General features: G+C 47.9%; 13 protein-coding genes. 2 read left to right on the forward strand and 11 right to left on the reverse strand.

All coding sequences use genetic code 11. From position 1 onward, the window contains the following. Positions 1-790: 790 nt before the first annotated feature. The 3 genes from GGR27_RS05415 to GGR27_RS05425 form a co-directional block, all read right to left on the reverse strand. A complete protein-coding gene (locus GGR27_RS05415) occupies positions 791-1633 on the reverse strand; it encodes a CPBP family intramembrane glutamic endopeptidase (RefSeq protein ID WP_168036405.1) in 843 nt (280 codons plus the stop codon). Positions 1634-1825: 192 nt separating this feature from the next. Then, on the reverse strand, positions 1826-2278 hold the full coding sequence (locus GGR27_RS05420) for a nuclear transport factor 2 family protein (protein ID WP_168036406.1): 453 nt from the start codon (positions 2276-2278) through the stop codon (positions 1826-1828). Positions 2279-2354: 76 nt separating this feature from the next. Beyond that, entirely contained in the window at positions 2355-2924 is a 570-nt protein-coding gene (locus tag GGR27_RS05425) for a Crp/Fnr family transcriptional regulator (protein ID WP_168036407.1), read from the reverse strand. 838 nt (positions 2925-3762) lie between these two features. On the opposite strand from GGR27_RS05425, the gene GGR27_RS05430 reads away from it, so the two are divergent. Then, the gene (locus GGR27_RS05430; RefSeq protein WP_168036408.1) at positions 3763-4827 is read left to right on the forward strand and encodes an alpha/beta fold hydrolase; all 1065 of its coding nucleotides are present in this window, start codon (positions 3763-3765) and stop codon (positions 4825-4827) included. A 320-nt stretch (positions 4828-5147) separates the two neighbouring features. Next, positions 5148-5729, forward strand: coding sequence for a hypothetical protein (locus tag GGR27_RS05435; protein WP_168036409.1), 582 nt, complete (start codon positions 5148-5150; stop codon positions 5727-5729). Between the two features lie 106 nt (positions 5730-5835). Here GGR27_RS05435 and GGR27_RS05440 read toward each other — a convergent pair whose 3' ends face one another. The 8 genes from GGR27_RS05440 to GGR27_RS05475 all read right to left on the reverse strand — a co-directional run bounded on the left by GGR27_RS05440 (position 5836) and on the right by GGR27_RS05475 (position 14938). Further along, complete coding sequence (locus GGR27_RS05440) at positions 5836-6417, reverse strand: AAA family ATPase (RefSeq protein ID WP_168036410.1); 582 nt, start codon at positions 6415-6417, stop codon at positions 5836-5838. 203 nt (positions 6418-6620) lie between these two features. Beyond that, positions 6621-7499 (reverse strand): alpha/beta fold hydrolase, encoded by an 879-nt coding sequence (locus GGR27_RS05445; RefSeq protein ID WP_168036411.1) that lies wholly within the window; start codon positions 7497-7499, stop codon positions 6621-6623. A 44-nt stretch (positions 7500-7543) separates the two neighbouring features. Further along, positions 7544-8236 carry an SRPBCC family protein gene (locus GGR27_RS05450; protein ID WP_168036412.1) on the reverse strand — a complete coding sequence of 231 codons (693 nt, stop codon included), beginning with the start codon at positions 8234-8236 and terminating at the stop codon, positions 7544-7546. 89 nt (positions 8237-8325) lie between these two features. Next, positions 8326-8907 carry a Crp/Fnr family transcriptional regulator gene (locus GGR27_RS05455; protein ID WP_168036413.1) on the reverse strand — a complete coding sequence of 194 codons (582 nt, stop codon included), beginning with the start codon at positions 8905-8907 and terminating at the stop codon, positions 8326-8328. 255 nt (positions 8908-9162) lie between these two features. Continuing rightward, the gene (locus tag GGR27_RS05460) at positions 9163-11844 is read right to left on the reverse strand and encodes an FtsX-like permease family protein (RefSeq protein WP_168036414.1); all 2682 of its coding nucleotides are present in this window, start codon (positions 11842-11844) and stop codon (positions 9163-9165) included. 11 nt (positions 11845-11855) lie between these two features. Next, positions 11856-12206 (reverse strand): PadR family transcriptional regulator, encoded by a 351-nt coding sequence (locus GGR27_RS05465; RefSeq protein ID WP_168036415.1) that lies wholly within the window; start codon positions 12204-12206, stop codon positions 11856-11858. A gap of 765 nt (positions 12207-12971) precedes the next feature. Further along, positions 12972-13676, reverse strand: coding sequence for an ABC transporter ATP-binding protein (locus GGR27_RS05470; RefSeq protein ID WP_168036416.1), 705 nt, complete (start codon positions 13674-13676; stop codon positions 12972-12974). Between the two features lie 8 nt (positions 13677-13684). Continuing rightward, positions 13685-14938 carry an efflux RND transporter periplasmic adaptor subunit gene (locus GGR27_RS05475; protein WP_168036417.1) on the reverse strand — a complete coding sequence of 418 codons (1254 nt, stop codon included), beginning with the start codon at positions 14936-14938 and terminating at the stop codon, positions 13685-13687. Positions 14939-15982 lie beyond the last annotated feature (1044 nt).

Raw genomic sequence — 15982 nt, forward strand, 5'->3', positions numbered from 1 at the left:
CCTACACCCGCAGTTAATTAAAAAAGTGTGGCCGGAGGTGGTTAACTTCGGACTACGTACGGCCCGAGCAGCCTAAAAACCTCCCCGGACCATTGCTCATAGGATTAAAAAAATATCGATAACAGGTAGCACAATTATTAACTGATGTCACGCAGATTATTTAGCCACATAAACACAAAAGCACAAAAAAAACTTTTTTCAACTACGCCGAAGCCCCTTTTCCCTACACTTTTGTGGTTCTGTGTTTTTGTGGCAGAATCTGCTTGCGTAAGGTCAGTTATTAAGTTAAGCAATTCAAGGGTAATTTTGCCTCCCCGTACGGCGTATAGCTTTCTGGGATAAACGGCATAGCTCGCGGAGCCTTGTCTTCAACCATACAGATCCCCGTCCGGCCTTGGAGGGGCCTGCTGTCGTCACATCCACTCTGGTTAGCGTTATCAGATAGCTGAGCGATAATTTTTATCTGGAATGTATAGTCCCTGGGCCCTCATAATCTTTCGGTTCGTTCCCGACCGGTGCGGGGTCGGTTATGGTTCGTAGTGATTTAAGTAGTGATTTAGCAACACTTTCGTGCGAGCCCTTCACTTGCGGGGTCCGTCGAGGAATAGAGAATGAACCCACCGTTTAATCAGCCCGGCGGTCACATTGCGAATGATCCCATAGGTGTATTAGCGTCGTTGGCAAAAGGCGGATTTGGATACCGGACGGTTATTAGTATAGCTAAAACAATCGAATAACTCAATGGCCAAATCAGGTTATAGCAGAGAATTAATCATAGCAACGTTTCCCCTCACATTTTTTCCTTGATTGCCTTCCTCCAATAGTACAGTCCAAAAGCACAGGTCACAATTGCAAACATAATTCCGTTTTCACCGAGCCAATGCTCCGTACCTTCAATTTTTGATGTCAGAGGAGGGAATACTTTCTGAATGTACACATTGCTTACAGAATGAAAGATTACTGCCGGCCAGATACTTTTAGATTTAAAGGTGTAATAAGTCATAATGAATGACATGGAGATCACAAAAACGAAAAAGGTGATAAATTCCAACGTGATGTTTTTGCTGTAATACAGCAATATTGGCCAATGCCAGAATGCCCAAATAAATCCGGCGAAAAGTGAAACGCCGGTGAAGGAAAGGACCTTTTTTAATTCATAGATCAAAAATCCTCGCCACCCTATTTCTTCTCCTAAAACCGTGGCTGCTGCTCTTATTACTCCGACAGTTCCTAACAAGATAATGGCTATGACTATTATTGACGTTGGATTTAACGTTCCTATTCCAACCAACCCGAGTTCTTCTGCCCAATCCGTAACTGCTTCTTCATTAGCTAAGCCTCCAAATCCGCAAACCCAGATTAGTACATAAGTGATCAAGCCATATAAGGCGGGAATAAAATAAGCCCATCGAATAAATTTCCAATCTCCCCAATTCCAATTCAGGGAAGCCGTTGACCGTCCTTTTAGTTTCATGGTGATTATTGCCGCTATAGCTGGAGACCACATGAGTGCACCAACGTATATTCGAGAAGGGTATAGATTGACGATGGCATAGTGAAATGGCGTGCTTATAACGGTAAGAATAGTTAAGAAAATAAGGATTGTTTGCCACGCTTCTTTTCGTTCAGTCATGTCTTTGGGTTTTAGTTTTAGTTAAGGAAGGCGAATTGGACAGCGTTTTGCTATGTGTGCCTAAGGGTTTACTAGTAGGATAGTAGCGGACATTATAAAAACTAACGATTCCACTTTAGAAGGACTGCAACTAAAAATAGCGACTTCGATTAAAAATCAAAGTCGCTATCTTTATATATTGTTGTCAGTAGGTTATTTTTCTATCTTGGCATAAAAATTTCTCCATTCCGAAGCATCATAGATCAAATTCGATTCTTTTATGCGGCCATTTTCAACTCTAAACCATTCAGTTGCCGTGTTTGATTCCAGGCCTTCAACGGATGATTTAAAATTATAGAAAACGGCTACCCAATTTCCATTTTCGGCAATGTTGATAATTTCTATCGCCGTAATTACGGCTCCGATTTGCTTGGCCAGTTCAATGAATTCAGTTTTAGAATTTAGTTTTACCATGGGGTTCTTAAACTTATAATCAGCCGTCAGTAAATCCAGGGATTCTTGAATTTCTGCAGGATTGTTAAACCCATTTAGGAACTTTTTTACGATTTCTTGATTCGTCATATCACTATTTGGCATTTTTTGTGCGTAGCTGTTAATTGAGAACAATATGATCCCAACTATAAGTGCATAATTCATTAATCTCATGATCACTGTTTTTAATTTACGATGTGACAAAGTTCCTAAACATTTAGGGTTCTATTCTTGGTAAAAACCAAGATTGTTAAATTTTAACTCTATTGATTAACTTACTGAAGTTAGTAGCGTCGATTCGTAAATAGGAGGCAATATCTTTCTGAGAAACCATATTCAACAAGTGCGGGCTTCTCTGGACAAAACTTTTAAAACGCGTTTCTGCGTTAAAAGCCATCAGTTGATGATGTCTCTCTATGATACCTAGTAAAAATTGTTCTGCTATTTTTCTAAACAGTGTTTCAAGTTCTCTGTATTGTTCTATTAATTGTATATGTTTTTCATACGGCAATCGTAATAATTTACTGTCAGTAATTGTTTCAAGATAGTATTTTGAGGGTGTTTGGGTAAGGAAAGATTCCACAACGCCGCTAAATGAAGGAGTGTAGGCAAAAAATAGTACGTGTTGTTTTCCATTGTTTAAGTAATATGATTTTTGAATTCCTTTGTTTACGAAATATATGTAGCGTTCAGTTCTCTCTGGTTCCGTCATTATGGTTTTCTTTGGTATCGTACATTCAGACCAATGTGAGGTGTACTCGTCTAGCGTTTCACTATTTAATTTGTAGATATCTGATAGAAACTTTTTCAATTGGTCCATTTTAGTAAATTATTGTTAACGCATTTATCTCTGCACAAAATATATGGATTCTATGACAGGCAGTTTCTTCAGGAATGTAGTTACTCCTGAAATGACAGGTTTAACATGCTACAACCCTAGTTCAAAAGTGTGATCAGAATATACAAGTTTAAACTTTGATAGCCAATATATTTGGATGATAACTTTGCAAGGAGCTAAATCTCATCAGAAAAGCAGAAAAATAGGCGTTATGTTAATTTGCATACTATTGGACATTTTCCCCGGACGCTTGGAGGACCTCAACAATTTCGCCTTTGGCTTCACGGCAGAGGACGCTCCAAGGTCCTCAAGTAGGATTTTAGAACCTTGGAGCGTCTCGAAACTAAAGCGTAGCGAAGGGTTTCGAATCCTCCAAGCGTCCGATTTGAAAATGTCCAGTAGTGTGGTTAATTTGTTATTCTATTTTAAGAAAATGGACCTTGTTAGAATAGTAAAGACAAAATCTAGCTAGGATTTAGACCTTTGAGATCAAAAAACATGCCGCTGACATAGCCGCACAACCATTAGATTAAGTAATTTGGGAATGATTTTGCCTCCCCGTACGGCGTATGGCTATTCAGGATAAAAGGATCTCAGCGCGTAAATAGCTGTTTCAACGCCCCCCGTTTGCCATGAAGCCAGCCGAACTGTTTAAGGTAGGAATACCTTGCCTCGCTACGCTCAGCTAGGGCCGGAGAGAATAGAAAAGCTGATTATCTTTGATAGAAGAAAGTGTCGAGTATGTCGCTTTTTACGCTGTTCAAGGCGTCTGTTACACTCAAGGTTTATAAACTGAAAGCAATAGTAAATCTTAAAACGCATGATGATAATTAAAGCTGTTATCTATCTCGCCACTTTACTGTTCATAACAAGCACCGCCATAAGCTGCCAGAATACCAACACAAACCCAACTAAAAAGCAAGATAACTATTACGAGCAAAGCCTACAGAAATTCAAGAAGTTCGAGCGGAACCACGGTGCATTCACCTTAACGCAAAACGGCAAAATCCATTACTATCGGGTAGGAGATACCAAGTTACCGACCATCCTTTGGTTACACGGAACGTTCGGAAGTTCCTACGACTTCATGGAGGCAAGTCAGGAATTATCAGCGCAGGGCTACGGAAGTTTGTGTATTGATTATTACGGCCATGGCCAAACCAACCGACCTGATTCAGCCAAATCTGTTTACCACATGGCTGACGATATTGACCAAATACTCGAAGTCGAAAAAATAGCAACGGTGGTACTGATCGGTGTGTCACGGGGTGGTACCATCGCGACGGCCTACTATGACGAGTATTCGGAAAAGGTTGATGCTTTGGTGTTAGTGGATGGGGGAAGCGTAATGTGGACCAGTGAAGTACAGAAGTTATCCGAGGAGCAAGCTAGAAATAAATTGGGTGACTTCACCGCGCGTAAGGTTGAAAGCTTCGCAAGTCAAGCCTCCGCTTTCAGTCATTTCAAAACCGGTGACGCTCAGCAAGATTGGAAGTTGTTCAATACCATCAAGAGAAGACCAGCGGGTGATACATCTGCCTGGAGCATAAACTACGGCATAAGTGAATGGCTCTGGGAAGCTAACACCAGTCAAATCCTGGACGGGGCCTTCCGTCCCAGTCAGGTTCCGCTGTTTGAATCGAGTAACGTACTGTTGCAACCTGAAGTCGTGTACCGAAATTTGAGCGTGCCTCTACTGATCATCGATCCGATCATGGAGGGAGATTGGCTGATGGATTTTGAGGAGCAGAATCGACAACTCGCTGACGCACATTCAAATTTTATTGAGCATTTGATGTATCGGGATGTCGGGCATAATGTGTTGCTGTTGGAGCCGGAGAGATTGTTGGCTGATGTGGCGAAGTTTTTGGCTCGACTCGAGTAACTGGTCTTACGTACTTGCTATAATTTCTGAGCACGGAAGATTATTTAACACATAAAACACAAAAGGAAGAGACAAAAGCACAAAGTAAGAGTTAATGAAATCAACGCACTCACGCCATTTTGTGCTTATGTCCTGTTTTGTGCCTTTTGTGTTCCGCTATGTTCATGCTTAGAAAAATTCCCGTGCGTAAAGTCAGTTAAGTAACCTCCGTGCAGCACAACAAGCGACATGTTGGCGATTGAAGATAGAAAACAACATAATATGCGTAATTTAGACCACTCAATTATTTATCACCGCATTACCCTATTAATTACCTCATCATGAAATATCTTTTCTCCGCGCTACTACTCGTGTGCAGCTTCTTGGCAAGTGCCCAATCAGATTCTACGTACATCAACAGTCCGGTATTCTTGCAACTCGGGGTAGGTATTTTTCCCAACATCGGGAACCTAAAAGGAGAAATCTCCGCCGCCGTGGGGTACCGGTTCAATCAATACGTCGGCTTGGGCGCGGAATATCGTTCCTCAAGTACCCACAACGAAAGCTTCGGGACTTCCGCAAAGGGCGTAGGGCTACACTTGCGGGGTCAAAACCGCCGTGGCTGGCTAGCTGGTTTGGGTGGCGGGAAAGTCTTATCCGGATTTCAGGGTAGCGATAACATTGACTCCCAGCAGTACCGAACCGGTGGGTATTACTACGCTGCCGACGTGGGTTATCAGTTTCGTTGGGGAGGGACCCTCGGTCTGTTCGCAACGGCGGTCAAGGACATGACTTTCGATGGTTATCTCTACAACAACGATACCAACGTTGACGAACCAACGGGCACTTCCCGATTGGAAGAATTCGGGAGTTTTGGGGTGAAATTCGGGTTTGCATTTCCTTGGCGGGGTAAGCGACGGTAAGCATAGCGGAGCGCAAACGAACGTAGAATGAGCCATTACCTTAAAATTGCACCAACATGTTAATCGCCGCACGCAAACAGTTCCTCCTACTGGTGATCATACTGTTCTACGTACTTGATGTAGATGCGCAAAGATTCAGACGTTTAGCTATCTCCGATGCGACTTGACGCGGAGTCAAACTGTTGTTATTGATCGACAAGATGTTTTTCTCACTGATTTCTGTTTCGCTTGACTTCATGCGGTATTTCAACTCGCCTTCCAGCAGCCATTTTTCGGATGACTTCACGTCCTGCTTTGAAGGCTTCAGCCGTAATCTGTCGGCACCGCGGTTTCTGACCAGCCTGGTATCCAAATCCGCACATAATTCGACTACCGATACTTCGGCGCCGTGCTTTTGAAACACTTGGAAAATCTCGTCTACGTAGGTCGTATCGTCCGGGTCATCAAAAGCCCACACGTAAGTGAAAATAAGCCCGGGCAAGTTGCTCGCCGCTATTTCTTCGAAGAAACTGAACCTGATTAACTTATCCAGTCTTCTGAAGGCCGGTGTGCCGTGGTCGAAAAACTTATTGACGAGCTCAATCGATAAGTGGTTGTGAAACAGTTTGAAGCCCGTGATGTCGGCCAAACTCATTCCAACGGTCATTTTTCCAACTGCCGGAGGTCCGGTTATGATGATAAGTTGCATGGTTGCTGCGTTTAAGTTTGAGTGATTGCCAGTGAGTTGTTTCGGTGTCAGTAACGACCTTGTTCCCAAGATAAGTTACCGGTCTTCCCGGGGGGGAGAAGTCGACGCGGAGGTAACGGTGCGGAGTTGCATTGTCAAGAAGCTACGCTTGCCTTCCGAATTTCCCCGGCATCCTGCGACCGCGCCCCTAATCATTTGCCGGACTACTGCGAAATGGGCGTCACCGACGATTTTCGCATAATCAATTCCTGGATCATTCTATTATTTGTCCTATTTTGAACGTGCTTAGAATTTTCGAGTAGCACTACGTTACCAAAAGGGAATAGCTTGGAGAATCTGGCCACCATCTTTTTGCCGGGGAAAAGGAGGTCTTTTCCGGCCGCAATTAGTGTTATCGGGGTTTTAATTTGACCGGCATCCGCCGTGCTGATGACGGGGACGGGCGTGAAGTCCATCCTGAAGTGTAGGAAAACTTTGGAGAGGTACTTTATGGCGAACTCATCCCTTTCGGTAAATATTTCATTGAGAAACTTCTCTACGAACTTGCGCTTTTTCGTTATTTGGTATAATTTCATGGGGAGAAAGACCTTTAACAAGGTCACGAATGGGTTGCCATTGACTAAGTAGGCGGGTGCGGCTAGGAATACTTCTTTGATTCTATCTTCCTTGTCCGCGAGGGTTTTCAGGATGACTAAACCCGCGAAGGAAAACCCAACGAGGGTGACGTCTTCCAGTTCCAACGAAGCGATGACTTCGTTAAGCCACTTCCCGTAGGAGTCGTCTTCCATGCTTAATCTCGTCTCGGCGCTCTTGTTGGGCTGGGCGAGTACGTCAACTGCAAATACTTGAAACTGAGCCGATAAATTCGGGTAAGTTTCCAGGCTGATTGGAGCGCAAGCGTTGGACCCGTGTATTATTATTAGTGGTGGATTTGAAGCACTCCCCGTAACTACCAGGTTGGTTGCTCCGTAGCTGGTATCAACCGTTTTGTATTGATACACTATTTCTAGTTCACGTAGCTTATCGTCGTATAGTTCGAGTATCTCTTTCTTTCCAGATTCTGATTTGAAGAGCGATGCCATAGTAGTTATTTGCTTATTCTTATATTTTGCTAACTCCAAAAGATCTACCGGTCATTTTCCTGAGAAGTCATCTCCCTCAGGTTGGTCAACCCTGCAACCAATAACTTAACAACCATAGGCTCTACCAGCCACATCGGCATTCTCTTGGGGTCGAACCGTACGTGACTTACCGCTTTGCTAAAATTGGTAGGCGTTGGTACGAACGACCAGTCGCCCCGGAAAGTCTCGACTCTAGAAAGCTTCCTTGAAGCGGGTGGCGTTATAGTGGCGTTCCAATCTTCCGTCCATTCAACCCCTTCACCACTACTTTCGCTTGTTGGGGAGAACAGGTAACGGATGCTCATTTCCGTGTTTTTCAACGGAAAAGGCTCTTTATGGATGACGTAGGTTAAAAGCTCGTGCGCGGACTCCTCCGCTATATCGTACGTAGGATATTTTTTATTTTTCGGGTCGTCAGCCAGGGTATGTATTTCCCGTTTAAACGATGAAATACAGGCCGTCGGCGATGCTTCGATTTCTCCTTCGATCTTGTATTCCAGAAAATTTTTTCCGGCAAGTTCTCGTGTACGAATCACCCACGTAGGGGTGTCCCGCTTGTCTGTTTTGACCGTCCGCCACTGCGTTTTCTCCCATTTTTTGATGCTTTTTTCCCTTGGGGACGTGCAACTTTGGCCAGAAAAAGCTAGGAAAATCAAGAAAAGAAGGAGGCCGGCGGGAGGAGTTGTTCTGTAGATCATGGGAATGGTGGTTCTGAAGGAGCAAAATTATGCTCCGGCAAAAACACTGGCATTCACTTAAGTTAAAATCGTATTCACAACGTGGGCTGTTAATCCTGTTTACTCATCAATCTCTTACGGATTCTGCTCAGAGATTGTGGTTTAATACCGAGGTAACTCGCAATTTGGTGTTGCGGCACTACGCCGAGCAGCCCCGGCTTCGTTTCCAGTAAATTAAGGTATCGTTCCTCGGGCGAGGAATTGGCAAAACGAGTCAGTGCCTCTTTTGCTTCATTTATTTTTCCGATGGCCATTTGCTGAAAAACGGCATCAAGTCTGGGGAGCGCCGCCCGTATTTCTTGCTCGTACTCCTCATTACTAACAGTTAAAACACAATCTACGGCACATTCCCAGGTGTATTCCGAAGGTTTGCCGTCTTTGGCAAAAGGTGTAAATGATTCGCCTTGCGTGAAAAAGGCCGTCGTTTTTTCTTCTCCGTCCGCCGTTAGGTACTCCCGGACGCAGCCCTCCACCACGAGGTAACACTTTGTCGGGATTTGCCCCTGCCTCAGTAATACGGTCCCTTCATTGAACGCACGGACGATGGTTTTCTCAACGATGGTTTCAATTTCTTCCTTATTCAGAAAGGGTATCTTACTAATTTGGGCCCTTATTTTTTCCTCTAGGTTCATAATTATTGAATTGCGCGCCCGACGCGGCAGTACGATTTAGCCGGCCCTTGCTGCCCTTTACCTTTATGATATCAACTGTGTCGTCCTACTCAATATACTGATTTTAATGGTCTAATCGCAGTTGGCTCTGCTGGTGTCCTAAAGGGCTTCTGATTTGCGTTTGGACACGGGCACCCCGCGCAACTACCAGCCGCACGGCTTTCTTTGCTAGTACGGTCATTCTTTGCCATAGTTAATAATCCTAAACCGCTCAGCTTATTCCCCGGACAACACCCTGGCCGGCAGCACCCGCATCGCCAGCACCGTAACCATACTAACCACCAAAACGGTAACCAGCAAAGTCAAACCCGCCGCCAGCAAGAACACCCACGGCCCAACGTCAATACGGTACGCAAAACCAGCTAACCACTCGTCAACGGCCAGCCAACTAAGCGGAGTAGCAATGAGCAGCGCCACCGCGAGGAGCGGTAAATACTCCCCATTGTAGCGACGCAGAATCGACCACTGGCTAGCCCCCAGTATCCGGCGTATCCCAATCTCCCGCTGCCGCAGCGTCGTCAGGTAAGCCGTGAGCGCGATGAGCCCGAGTAAAGCCAGCCCGAAAGCAACAAGGCTGAAGTAAGTGCTCAAAGTAGAAATACGCGACTCATCTTCATAAAGATCCTCCAGATTTGCCTCCAAGAAAGCGTGGGTGAAAATGGGGTCGAGGTTCATGCCGTCATAAACCGTCCTGACATCCTTTAGAATCTCCGTCGGGCTATCTTCTCGATACCGAACGGCCGCCCAGTATACGTAGCGGGGGTTGCGGGAAACGGTCATGAGCATGGGACCGACCTGCTCCCGGAGCGAGAACACATTGATGTCCCCAAAAGTCCCGTAGATCTCGTAGGGGAAACCAACTTCGCCGGTCTCTTCGTCGGTGTACTCCGGTTCCTCGATGATGGTGCGGCCGACCAGGTCAGCGTCCGTCAGGCCGTAGCGGTTCTTGAGGCGTTCGGCCAGAGTGTTGTTGATCAGGACCAAGCGCGCCGGTGCCTGCTCCGGGTCGGCGACCAGTTCCGGAATGGAAGTCTCTATGTCCAGCAAGGCCAGCGACTGGAAATCCATATAAACGTTGTAGGCGTCGTCGAATACTTCACTTTGCCCCTCCAGTTTATACGTGAGCTGATTAAAATCCTGTTGCCCCAACGGGGTGCCCGCCCCGACGGAGGTAACGGACGGCAAGCGCAGCACCTCTTCCCGAAAAGTAGCGAAGCGGCTACTGTCGGCGTTCACGTTGACGTACAGCACTCGATCGCGGTCGAAACCCAGGTCTTTGGTTTGCATGTAATTCAACTGCCGGTTCACCAGCAAGGTCAGGCTACACAGGGCGATGAGCAGCGTAAACTGGAGCGTAATGATCACTTTTCGGGTGGACACGGCGCCTCCGCCCCCGGACTTCATCCGGTGGTCAAAAAGCCCGATGATGGGCTGGCGAGATAGGTATACGGCGGGGTATAATCCAGCGAGCGAGCCAATCACTAAAGTGGCGGCTACCACGATTCCCCACACCACCGGGGAGCGGAGTGCGCCCTCCCCGATGGCCGTTCCCATCAGTGCGTCGAAGCGCGGCAGGAGGAAGTAGAGCACGGTCATCACCAGGGGAAAGGCCAATAACCCCAGCAGTGCGGCTTCGAGCAGGAACTGTCCGGCGATTTGCCCGTCACCGGCTCCGAAAACCTTGCGCATCCCGATCTCCCGACTGCGGCCGGTGTGCATCGCTACGGCGAGGTTGGTGTAGTTGCTGATAGTCAGGAGCAACACCAGCAGCGCCATGATGCCAATCACGTAGAGGTAGGCCGGTTTGCCGGGCGGTTTGAGTTCGTAGAGTAAGTCCGACCCCAGATGGATACTCCGCAGCGGTTGCACGATGACACCGCCAAATAAGTCCTGCTGCGCCAGGGACGCATTGATCTTGGCAAAGTTGTCGTCGATGGCGGCGGCCAGCGTCGCAGCGTTTTGCGCGGCGTCGGCTTCCACGTACAGCCGGCTGCCCCAGTAAGCGATGCGTTCGCGGTGCAGGGCGATGCTGAAGTCGAAGTGAGTGTTCGGGGCCGGGTCCGCCAGCACGCCGGCGATGGTGTAGGTAAACGTATCGATGGTGAGCGGCTGGCCGATGATGTTCTGGTTGCGCCAGTCGGGGCCGAAGATTTTCTCGGCTTCCCCGGCGGTCAGGGCGGCGGTGTTCGGGGCGGCGGCGAAGGCGGTGGCGGAACCACTCAGGAAGCGGTAGCCGAAGAAGTCCGCGAAGGCGGCGGGCGTATTTGTTTCTAATAGATTCTCAACTTCGAATTTCCCCTCCCGCAAACGGATCAGTTGTCGCTCGGGAAAAGTCTGAAATTGCACCGCGGTCAAAATACCCGGCAGCTCCGTCAGCGCCCTAACCCGCTCTAACTGCTCATCCGCATCCGTCTGATTATAATCAGAAAAACCGATCATGCTGTAGCCCTGGGAACGATACTGCATGCCCAACCGGTACTTCGCCTGCGCGTTCGGCGTGGTGGCGTCGTAGCGTAATTCGCTCCGCAAATAAAGTAGGGCAATGGCCGCCGTAACGATGCCGATCGTCAGGCACAGATAATTAATTAGATTATAAATTGGGCGCGAACGCAGGGTGCGGAGGCCGGTTTTCAAATAGCTGGGTAAGAGGTACCCCAGGGCAAATCCCGACGGACGAGCGGCCTTACCGTACTCCGCCACGGCCACCCGGGGAACGTCCCCGACCTTCTCCCGGGCACGGGCAAACGCCTCTGCGGGCGGCAGACCGGACAACAGAAAATGATCGTACCGGTCGTACAAACCAGACTCCAATTCTTCCAAAAAAGAAGGGTCGCTACCGGCGGAAATAAGCTGGCTACGCCACTGCGCCACCGCAGCGGACACATCAAAAGACTTCATACGAAAATAATTTAATCGGCGATGGAAAGTGGGTTCCCCTCGGCATCCCACAGGCGGGAGAACATTCGGGAGACGTTGAGCCACTGGCGGCGGTCTTCGGCGAGCCGTTCCTTACCGGTGGCGGTGATTTCGTAATATTTGCGTTTGCGTCCGCTTTCCGTTTTTACCCAGTGGGAAGCGATCAATTCTTCGTTCTCCATTCTTTTTAGGACGGGGTAGAGCATGGCGTCCGTCCAAGCAAGTTCTCCGGCGGAGAGTCGTTCTACTTCCTGGATGATGCGGTAGCCGTAGTTTTTTCCGTGGGATAGGATGGAGAGGACTAAGGGTTTTGTGGAGGCGGCTACTAGGGTTTTTGTGGTCATGGTTTTATTGTTTTTATTAATATTGATCTATTTAACCTGGTTCAAAAGACTTAGTATGTTATAACCAGGCCCGGAGGGTCGTCTCTTGTAGCGTGGGGATGCTTCCCCACGTTTTCGTTTTACAATGCGTAGGATTAATTTCCCCTATTTTCGTTTTTACCCATTTTATATTTCTTTTCGGAAGAAAAGAAACAAAATTCTTGTCCTTTGAGCCTGGCTGATCAATGTTTTGGTGCTGGAAAGGCTAAAATCCGTAAACTCGCCGCTCACTTTGTGTCTCAGGATTAAACTTCTTGGTAACATCAACTGGTGGTTTTAATACATAATTAGTGGGGGCTCAAACAGTACGGATTTCTTCACGCCTTTCCAGCACCAAAACATCGGCCAGGCTCAAGGGACGATCAACAAGGACTTGTGATATTTAATATATCTTATCATTTAGGCCCGGAGGGTCGTCTATCGTAGCGTGGGACCACGAAGTAGACGCGCAGCGCATGCTTCCCCACGTTTTCGTTGTTCCCACATTCTGGTATTCCCATATTTTGTTATTCCTACATTTTGGTATTTCCATATTTTAATATTCCTATATTTTTAATATTCCACATGTCCGTTGTTTCTACATATTTATCATTCCAAAATTTTGTTGTCCCCGTATTTTAGTCATTTCATGTTGCTGTCGTGCCAATCTTTTTGTTTTCCCGGATGCCTCCCCAAATTTCCATTCAAAAAGGAGTAATTGTTAATTCTCTCAAAATCTCCAAATAATCATCTCGCAAGAAACTCCTTTTCCAACCCCAATACTTTTCCATCAAACAACTCCACCACCCGCCCAGCAAACCCAGCATCCTTCATAGCATGCGTAACCATAACAATAGTAGCCCCACCCGCATGAAATTCTTTTAATTTACGCATCACCGACCGGCTATTCTCCGAATCCAAATTACCGGTCGGCTCATCCGCCAGAATAAGCGAAGGATTAGTCACAATCGCCCGCGCAATCGCCACCCGCTGCTGCTGCCCACCGGATAGTTGCCGCGGATAATGACCGGCCCGGTGCCCCATTTCGAGTTCGCTCAGGGCTCTGTTAACCCGCTCCCGCCGCTCGGCCGTCGGCACCTTGAGGTAAACCAACGGTAGTTCGACGTTTTCAAAGGCGGACAACTCGTCGATCAGGTTGAAGCTCTGGAAGATGAAGCCCATGTGGTTCTTGCGGAACGCCGCTCGTTTACGGCGGGAGAGGGTAGTGACGTCTGTCCCCAGAAAGTTATACGTCCCCCGACTCGGCTCGTCAATCATGCCGACAACGTTGAGCAGCGTCGATTTACCACTTCCGGAAGGACCCATGATGGCTACGAACTCCCCCTGAGCAATATTTAGGTTAAGCCCGTTGAGGGCCGCGGTTTGGAGCTCGGCGGTGTAATGAATTTTATGGACATCCCGCAGGGAGACGACGGTTGGTGTTGCGGACATAGGGGTATTTAATTAATGATGATAGTTTCGTATTCCTGAAATCCGTCGTAAGCGGACGTGATGACCCGGTCGCCGGGGCTCAGGCCCTCCAGTACTTCGTAATAATCGGGGTTCGCCCGGCCGAGCTGGATGGGCGTGCGTTCCGCGCGGCCGTCGGGTAATAAGCGGTAGACCCAGCGCCCGCCGGTCGAGCCGTAGAAATTTCCGCTGGCCAGTAGGACGGAAGGTTTGGGTGTCCCGAAGAGGAGGCGAATGCGCTTACTCTGCCCCTTGGTCCATTCCCTGGCACCAGTCCCGTACTTTGTCGGGACGCCCAACGCCATAACCTCAATTCGAAACCGCCCATTCTCTACCGCCGGATAAACTTTGCGCACCGCCAGCTCGACGGTGTCGTCACCGAACAGCAGCAGACCGGGCTGATCGGGGTAGATGCGATCGAGGTGAAATTCGTCGACTTCCGCGACCAGGATCGGCCGTTCCAACCGGTAAATCTCGCCCAGCCGCTCGCCGGTTGCGATGGCCTGACCGCCGCGCACCGTGAAATCGCTCAAGCGACCGTCGGCCGCCGCCAGTACGTAGCGCCGGTCCAGAATCGCCCGCACCCGTCCCAAATTACGGACTAACCGAACCTCCGCATCTGCAATCTGCCGGAGTTGCGACCGCCGCGCGCTACTGTCCGCCCGGTAAGCTTGTTGCAGCAAATCCCGCCGCTGGGCGTAGTAAGCAAATCCGTTTTCCGTCGGTTCGAAGTCGCTGCGGGCGATCAGCGAATCCGCAAGTAAAACGGTACTCCGCGCAAATTGCTTCTCCCGCAACCGCAGTTGATAATCGACTTCCACGAGCTGGTCGCGCCGCGTAAAGTCGTTCTGATTGAGCAGCAGCCGCGTCTGCCGCTGGGCGTTCAACTGCTCGATCAACTGGCTTTCACGCTGCATCACTTCCAGCTCCAGGTCCGCGTTAGAAATAAACAGCAGCGTATCGCCCCGCCGCACCTGCTGCCCCGACTCCGCATAAATCCGCCCCACATTCCCCGCCACTTTGCTGTCTACATAATAGGTCTCCTCCGGAATCACCCGCCCCGTCAGGTTGATGTACTCGTAAAACTGATCGTTCGTCACTGTTTGCACCGTCAGTTGTCCGCCGGGCACGCGCGTTGTACTATCCTGGCTGAGGTAGTAACCGGCCAGTCCGGCTACGGCCACCAGTAGTATTGCCGCGAAGTACCAGCGCTTGAAGCGGGGGGTGTTTCTCTTGCTGTCCATTTGCCTAATGTTGTTAGGTATGTAAGCCTAATGGTATTAGGTATGATTTGTAAGTTTTGGGGGTTTTGTTTTATGGAAGTGGGTTTGGTTCTCAGCTGAGTTTGCTGGTTCCTATAAAAATCTGGGTCCCGACTAAGTCGAGACAAGCACCAGAATGATTCGAGAGGGAGCGGGGTAGCAATCGTGTACTGTTTCAGGTCGCTAGTTAGTGTGCTTCCAGTTAAGTCGGCACGACCGCGCCTTAATTGGAAAGTACCCTATTGTCGGTAGCTAACGTACGCCAAGTACATTCGAGGCCCTTGCCTTGCTATCAGGAGTCTCTTCAGCATGTATGCAGTAGCTCGAGTCACTGAGCTTGCTTCAGTACAACTAAGAGACTTTACTACAAGTATCGAGAACTATAAATGATTGCATTAACAATTATTGCGATGACAATGGTAGCAACTTGAACAACAGGAGTATTACTAATCCAACCCCATCAGTAAGCAAATTACAGTATACTTTACCCTGTAATTGCTCCTAAAACCTCACTATATTGATTAATTTTTATAAATTAGACATCAAATTTAGATATTTTGTAAGATTTTTCATGCAGTTTGTTATTTATTTTGCTATATTGAAGTGTCAAAACATTATTCGGCTTTGGGTGCAGGTTTCAGAATGCACGCAGGGGGCGAGAAGCAGTACTAAAAAACACACACAATACACTTGCAATATGATGGCTTTGCAAAAATTAGAGCACCAATATTTTGCTAGGAAATTACTGGCAGGTAATATGCCTTTGCAATATTTTAGGCAAGTACGTGAGGGCGAGAATAATCTTGGAGTTGAAAGACATACACATTCTCCCCCAACAGTATGAATGTAAGGAATGATCATTCTCATTTCTTCTATGCCTGATTTGGACGTATAACCGTTATGGTCTTCTACTCTGCTACGTGATTTGATGAATAAGCTTTCAGTTCTATCGAAAGTTGCTTTAGAGGGTGCTAGAATTGTTTGTCGCCACTATGGAGGCAAGTGGAATAAATTCTCTCACTACAA

Source organism: Neolewinella antarctica (assembly GCF_011927835.1).
Classification (GTDB): Bacteria; Bacteroidota; Bacteroidia; order Chitinophagales; family Saprospiraceae; genus Neolewinella; species Neolewinella antarctica.

Bases quoted from the DNA above. Each gene is read 5' to 3' on its own strand.
- GGR27_RS05415 (WP_168036405.1), bottom strand. From the start codon at position 1,633: ATGACTGAACGAAAAGAAGCGTGGCAAACAATCCTTATTTTCTTAACT.
- GGR27_RS05420 (WP_168036406.1), bottom strand. From the start codon at position 2,278: ATGAGATTAATGAATTATGCACTTATAGTTGGGATCATATTGTTCTCA.
- GGR27_RS05425 (WP_168036407.1), bottom strand. From the start codon at position 2,924: ATGGACCAATTGAAAAAGTTTCTATCAGATATCTACAAATTAAATAGT.
- GGR27_RS05430 (WP_168036408.1), top strand. From the start codon at position 3,763: ATGATGATAATTAAAGCTGTTATCTATCTCGCCACTTTACTGTTCATA.
- GGR27_RS05435 (WP_168036409.1), top strand. From the start codon at position 5,148: ATGAAATATCTTTTCTCCGCGCTACTACTCGTGTGCAGCTTCTTGGCA.
- GGR27_RS05440 (WP_168036410.1), bottom strand. From the start codon at position 6,417: ATGCAACTTATCATCATAACCGGACCTCCGGCAGTTGGAAAAATGACC.
- GGR27_RS05445 (WP_168036411.1), bottom strand. From the start codon at position 7,499: ATGGCATCGCTCTTCAAATCAGAATCTGGAAAGAAAGAGATACTCGAA.
- GGR27_RS05450 (WP_168036412.1), bottom strand. From the start codon at position 8,236: ATGATCTACAGAACAACTCCTCCCGCCGGCCTCCTTCTTTTCTTGATT.
- GGR27_RS05455 (WP_168036413.1), bottom strand. From the start codon at position 8,907: ATGAACCTAGAGGAAAAAATAAGGGCCCAAATTAGTAAGATACCCTTT.
- GGR27_RS05460 (WP_168036414.1), bottom strand. From the start codon at position 11,844: ATGAAGTCTTTTGATGTGTCCGCTGCGGTGGCGCAGTGGCGTAGCCAG.
- GGR27_RS05465 (WP_168036415.1), bottom strand. From the start codon at position 12,206: ATGACCACAAAAACCCTAGTAGCCGCCTCCACAAAACCCTTAGTCCTC.
- GGR27_RS05470 (WP_168036416.1), bottom strand. From the start codon at position 13,676: ATGTCCGCAACACCAACCGTCGTCTCCCTGCGGGATGTCCATAAAATT.
- GGR27_RS05475 (WP_168036417.1), bottom strand. From the start codon at position 14,938: ATGGACAGCAAGAGAAACACCCCCCGCTTCAAGCGCTGGTACTTCGCG.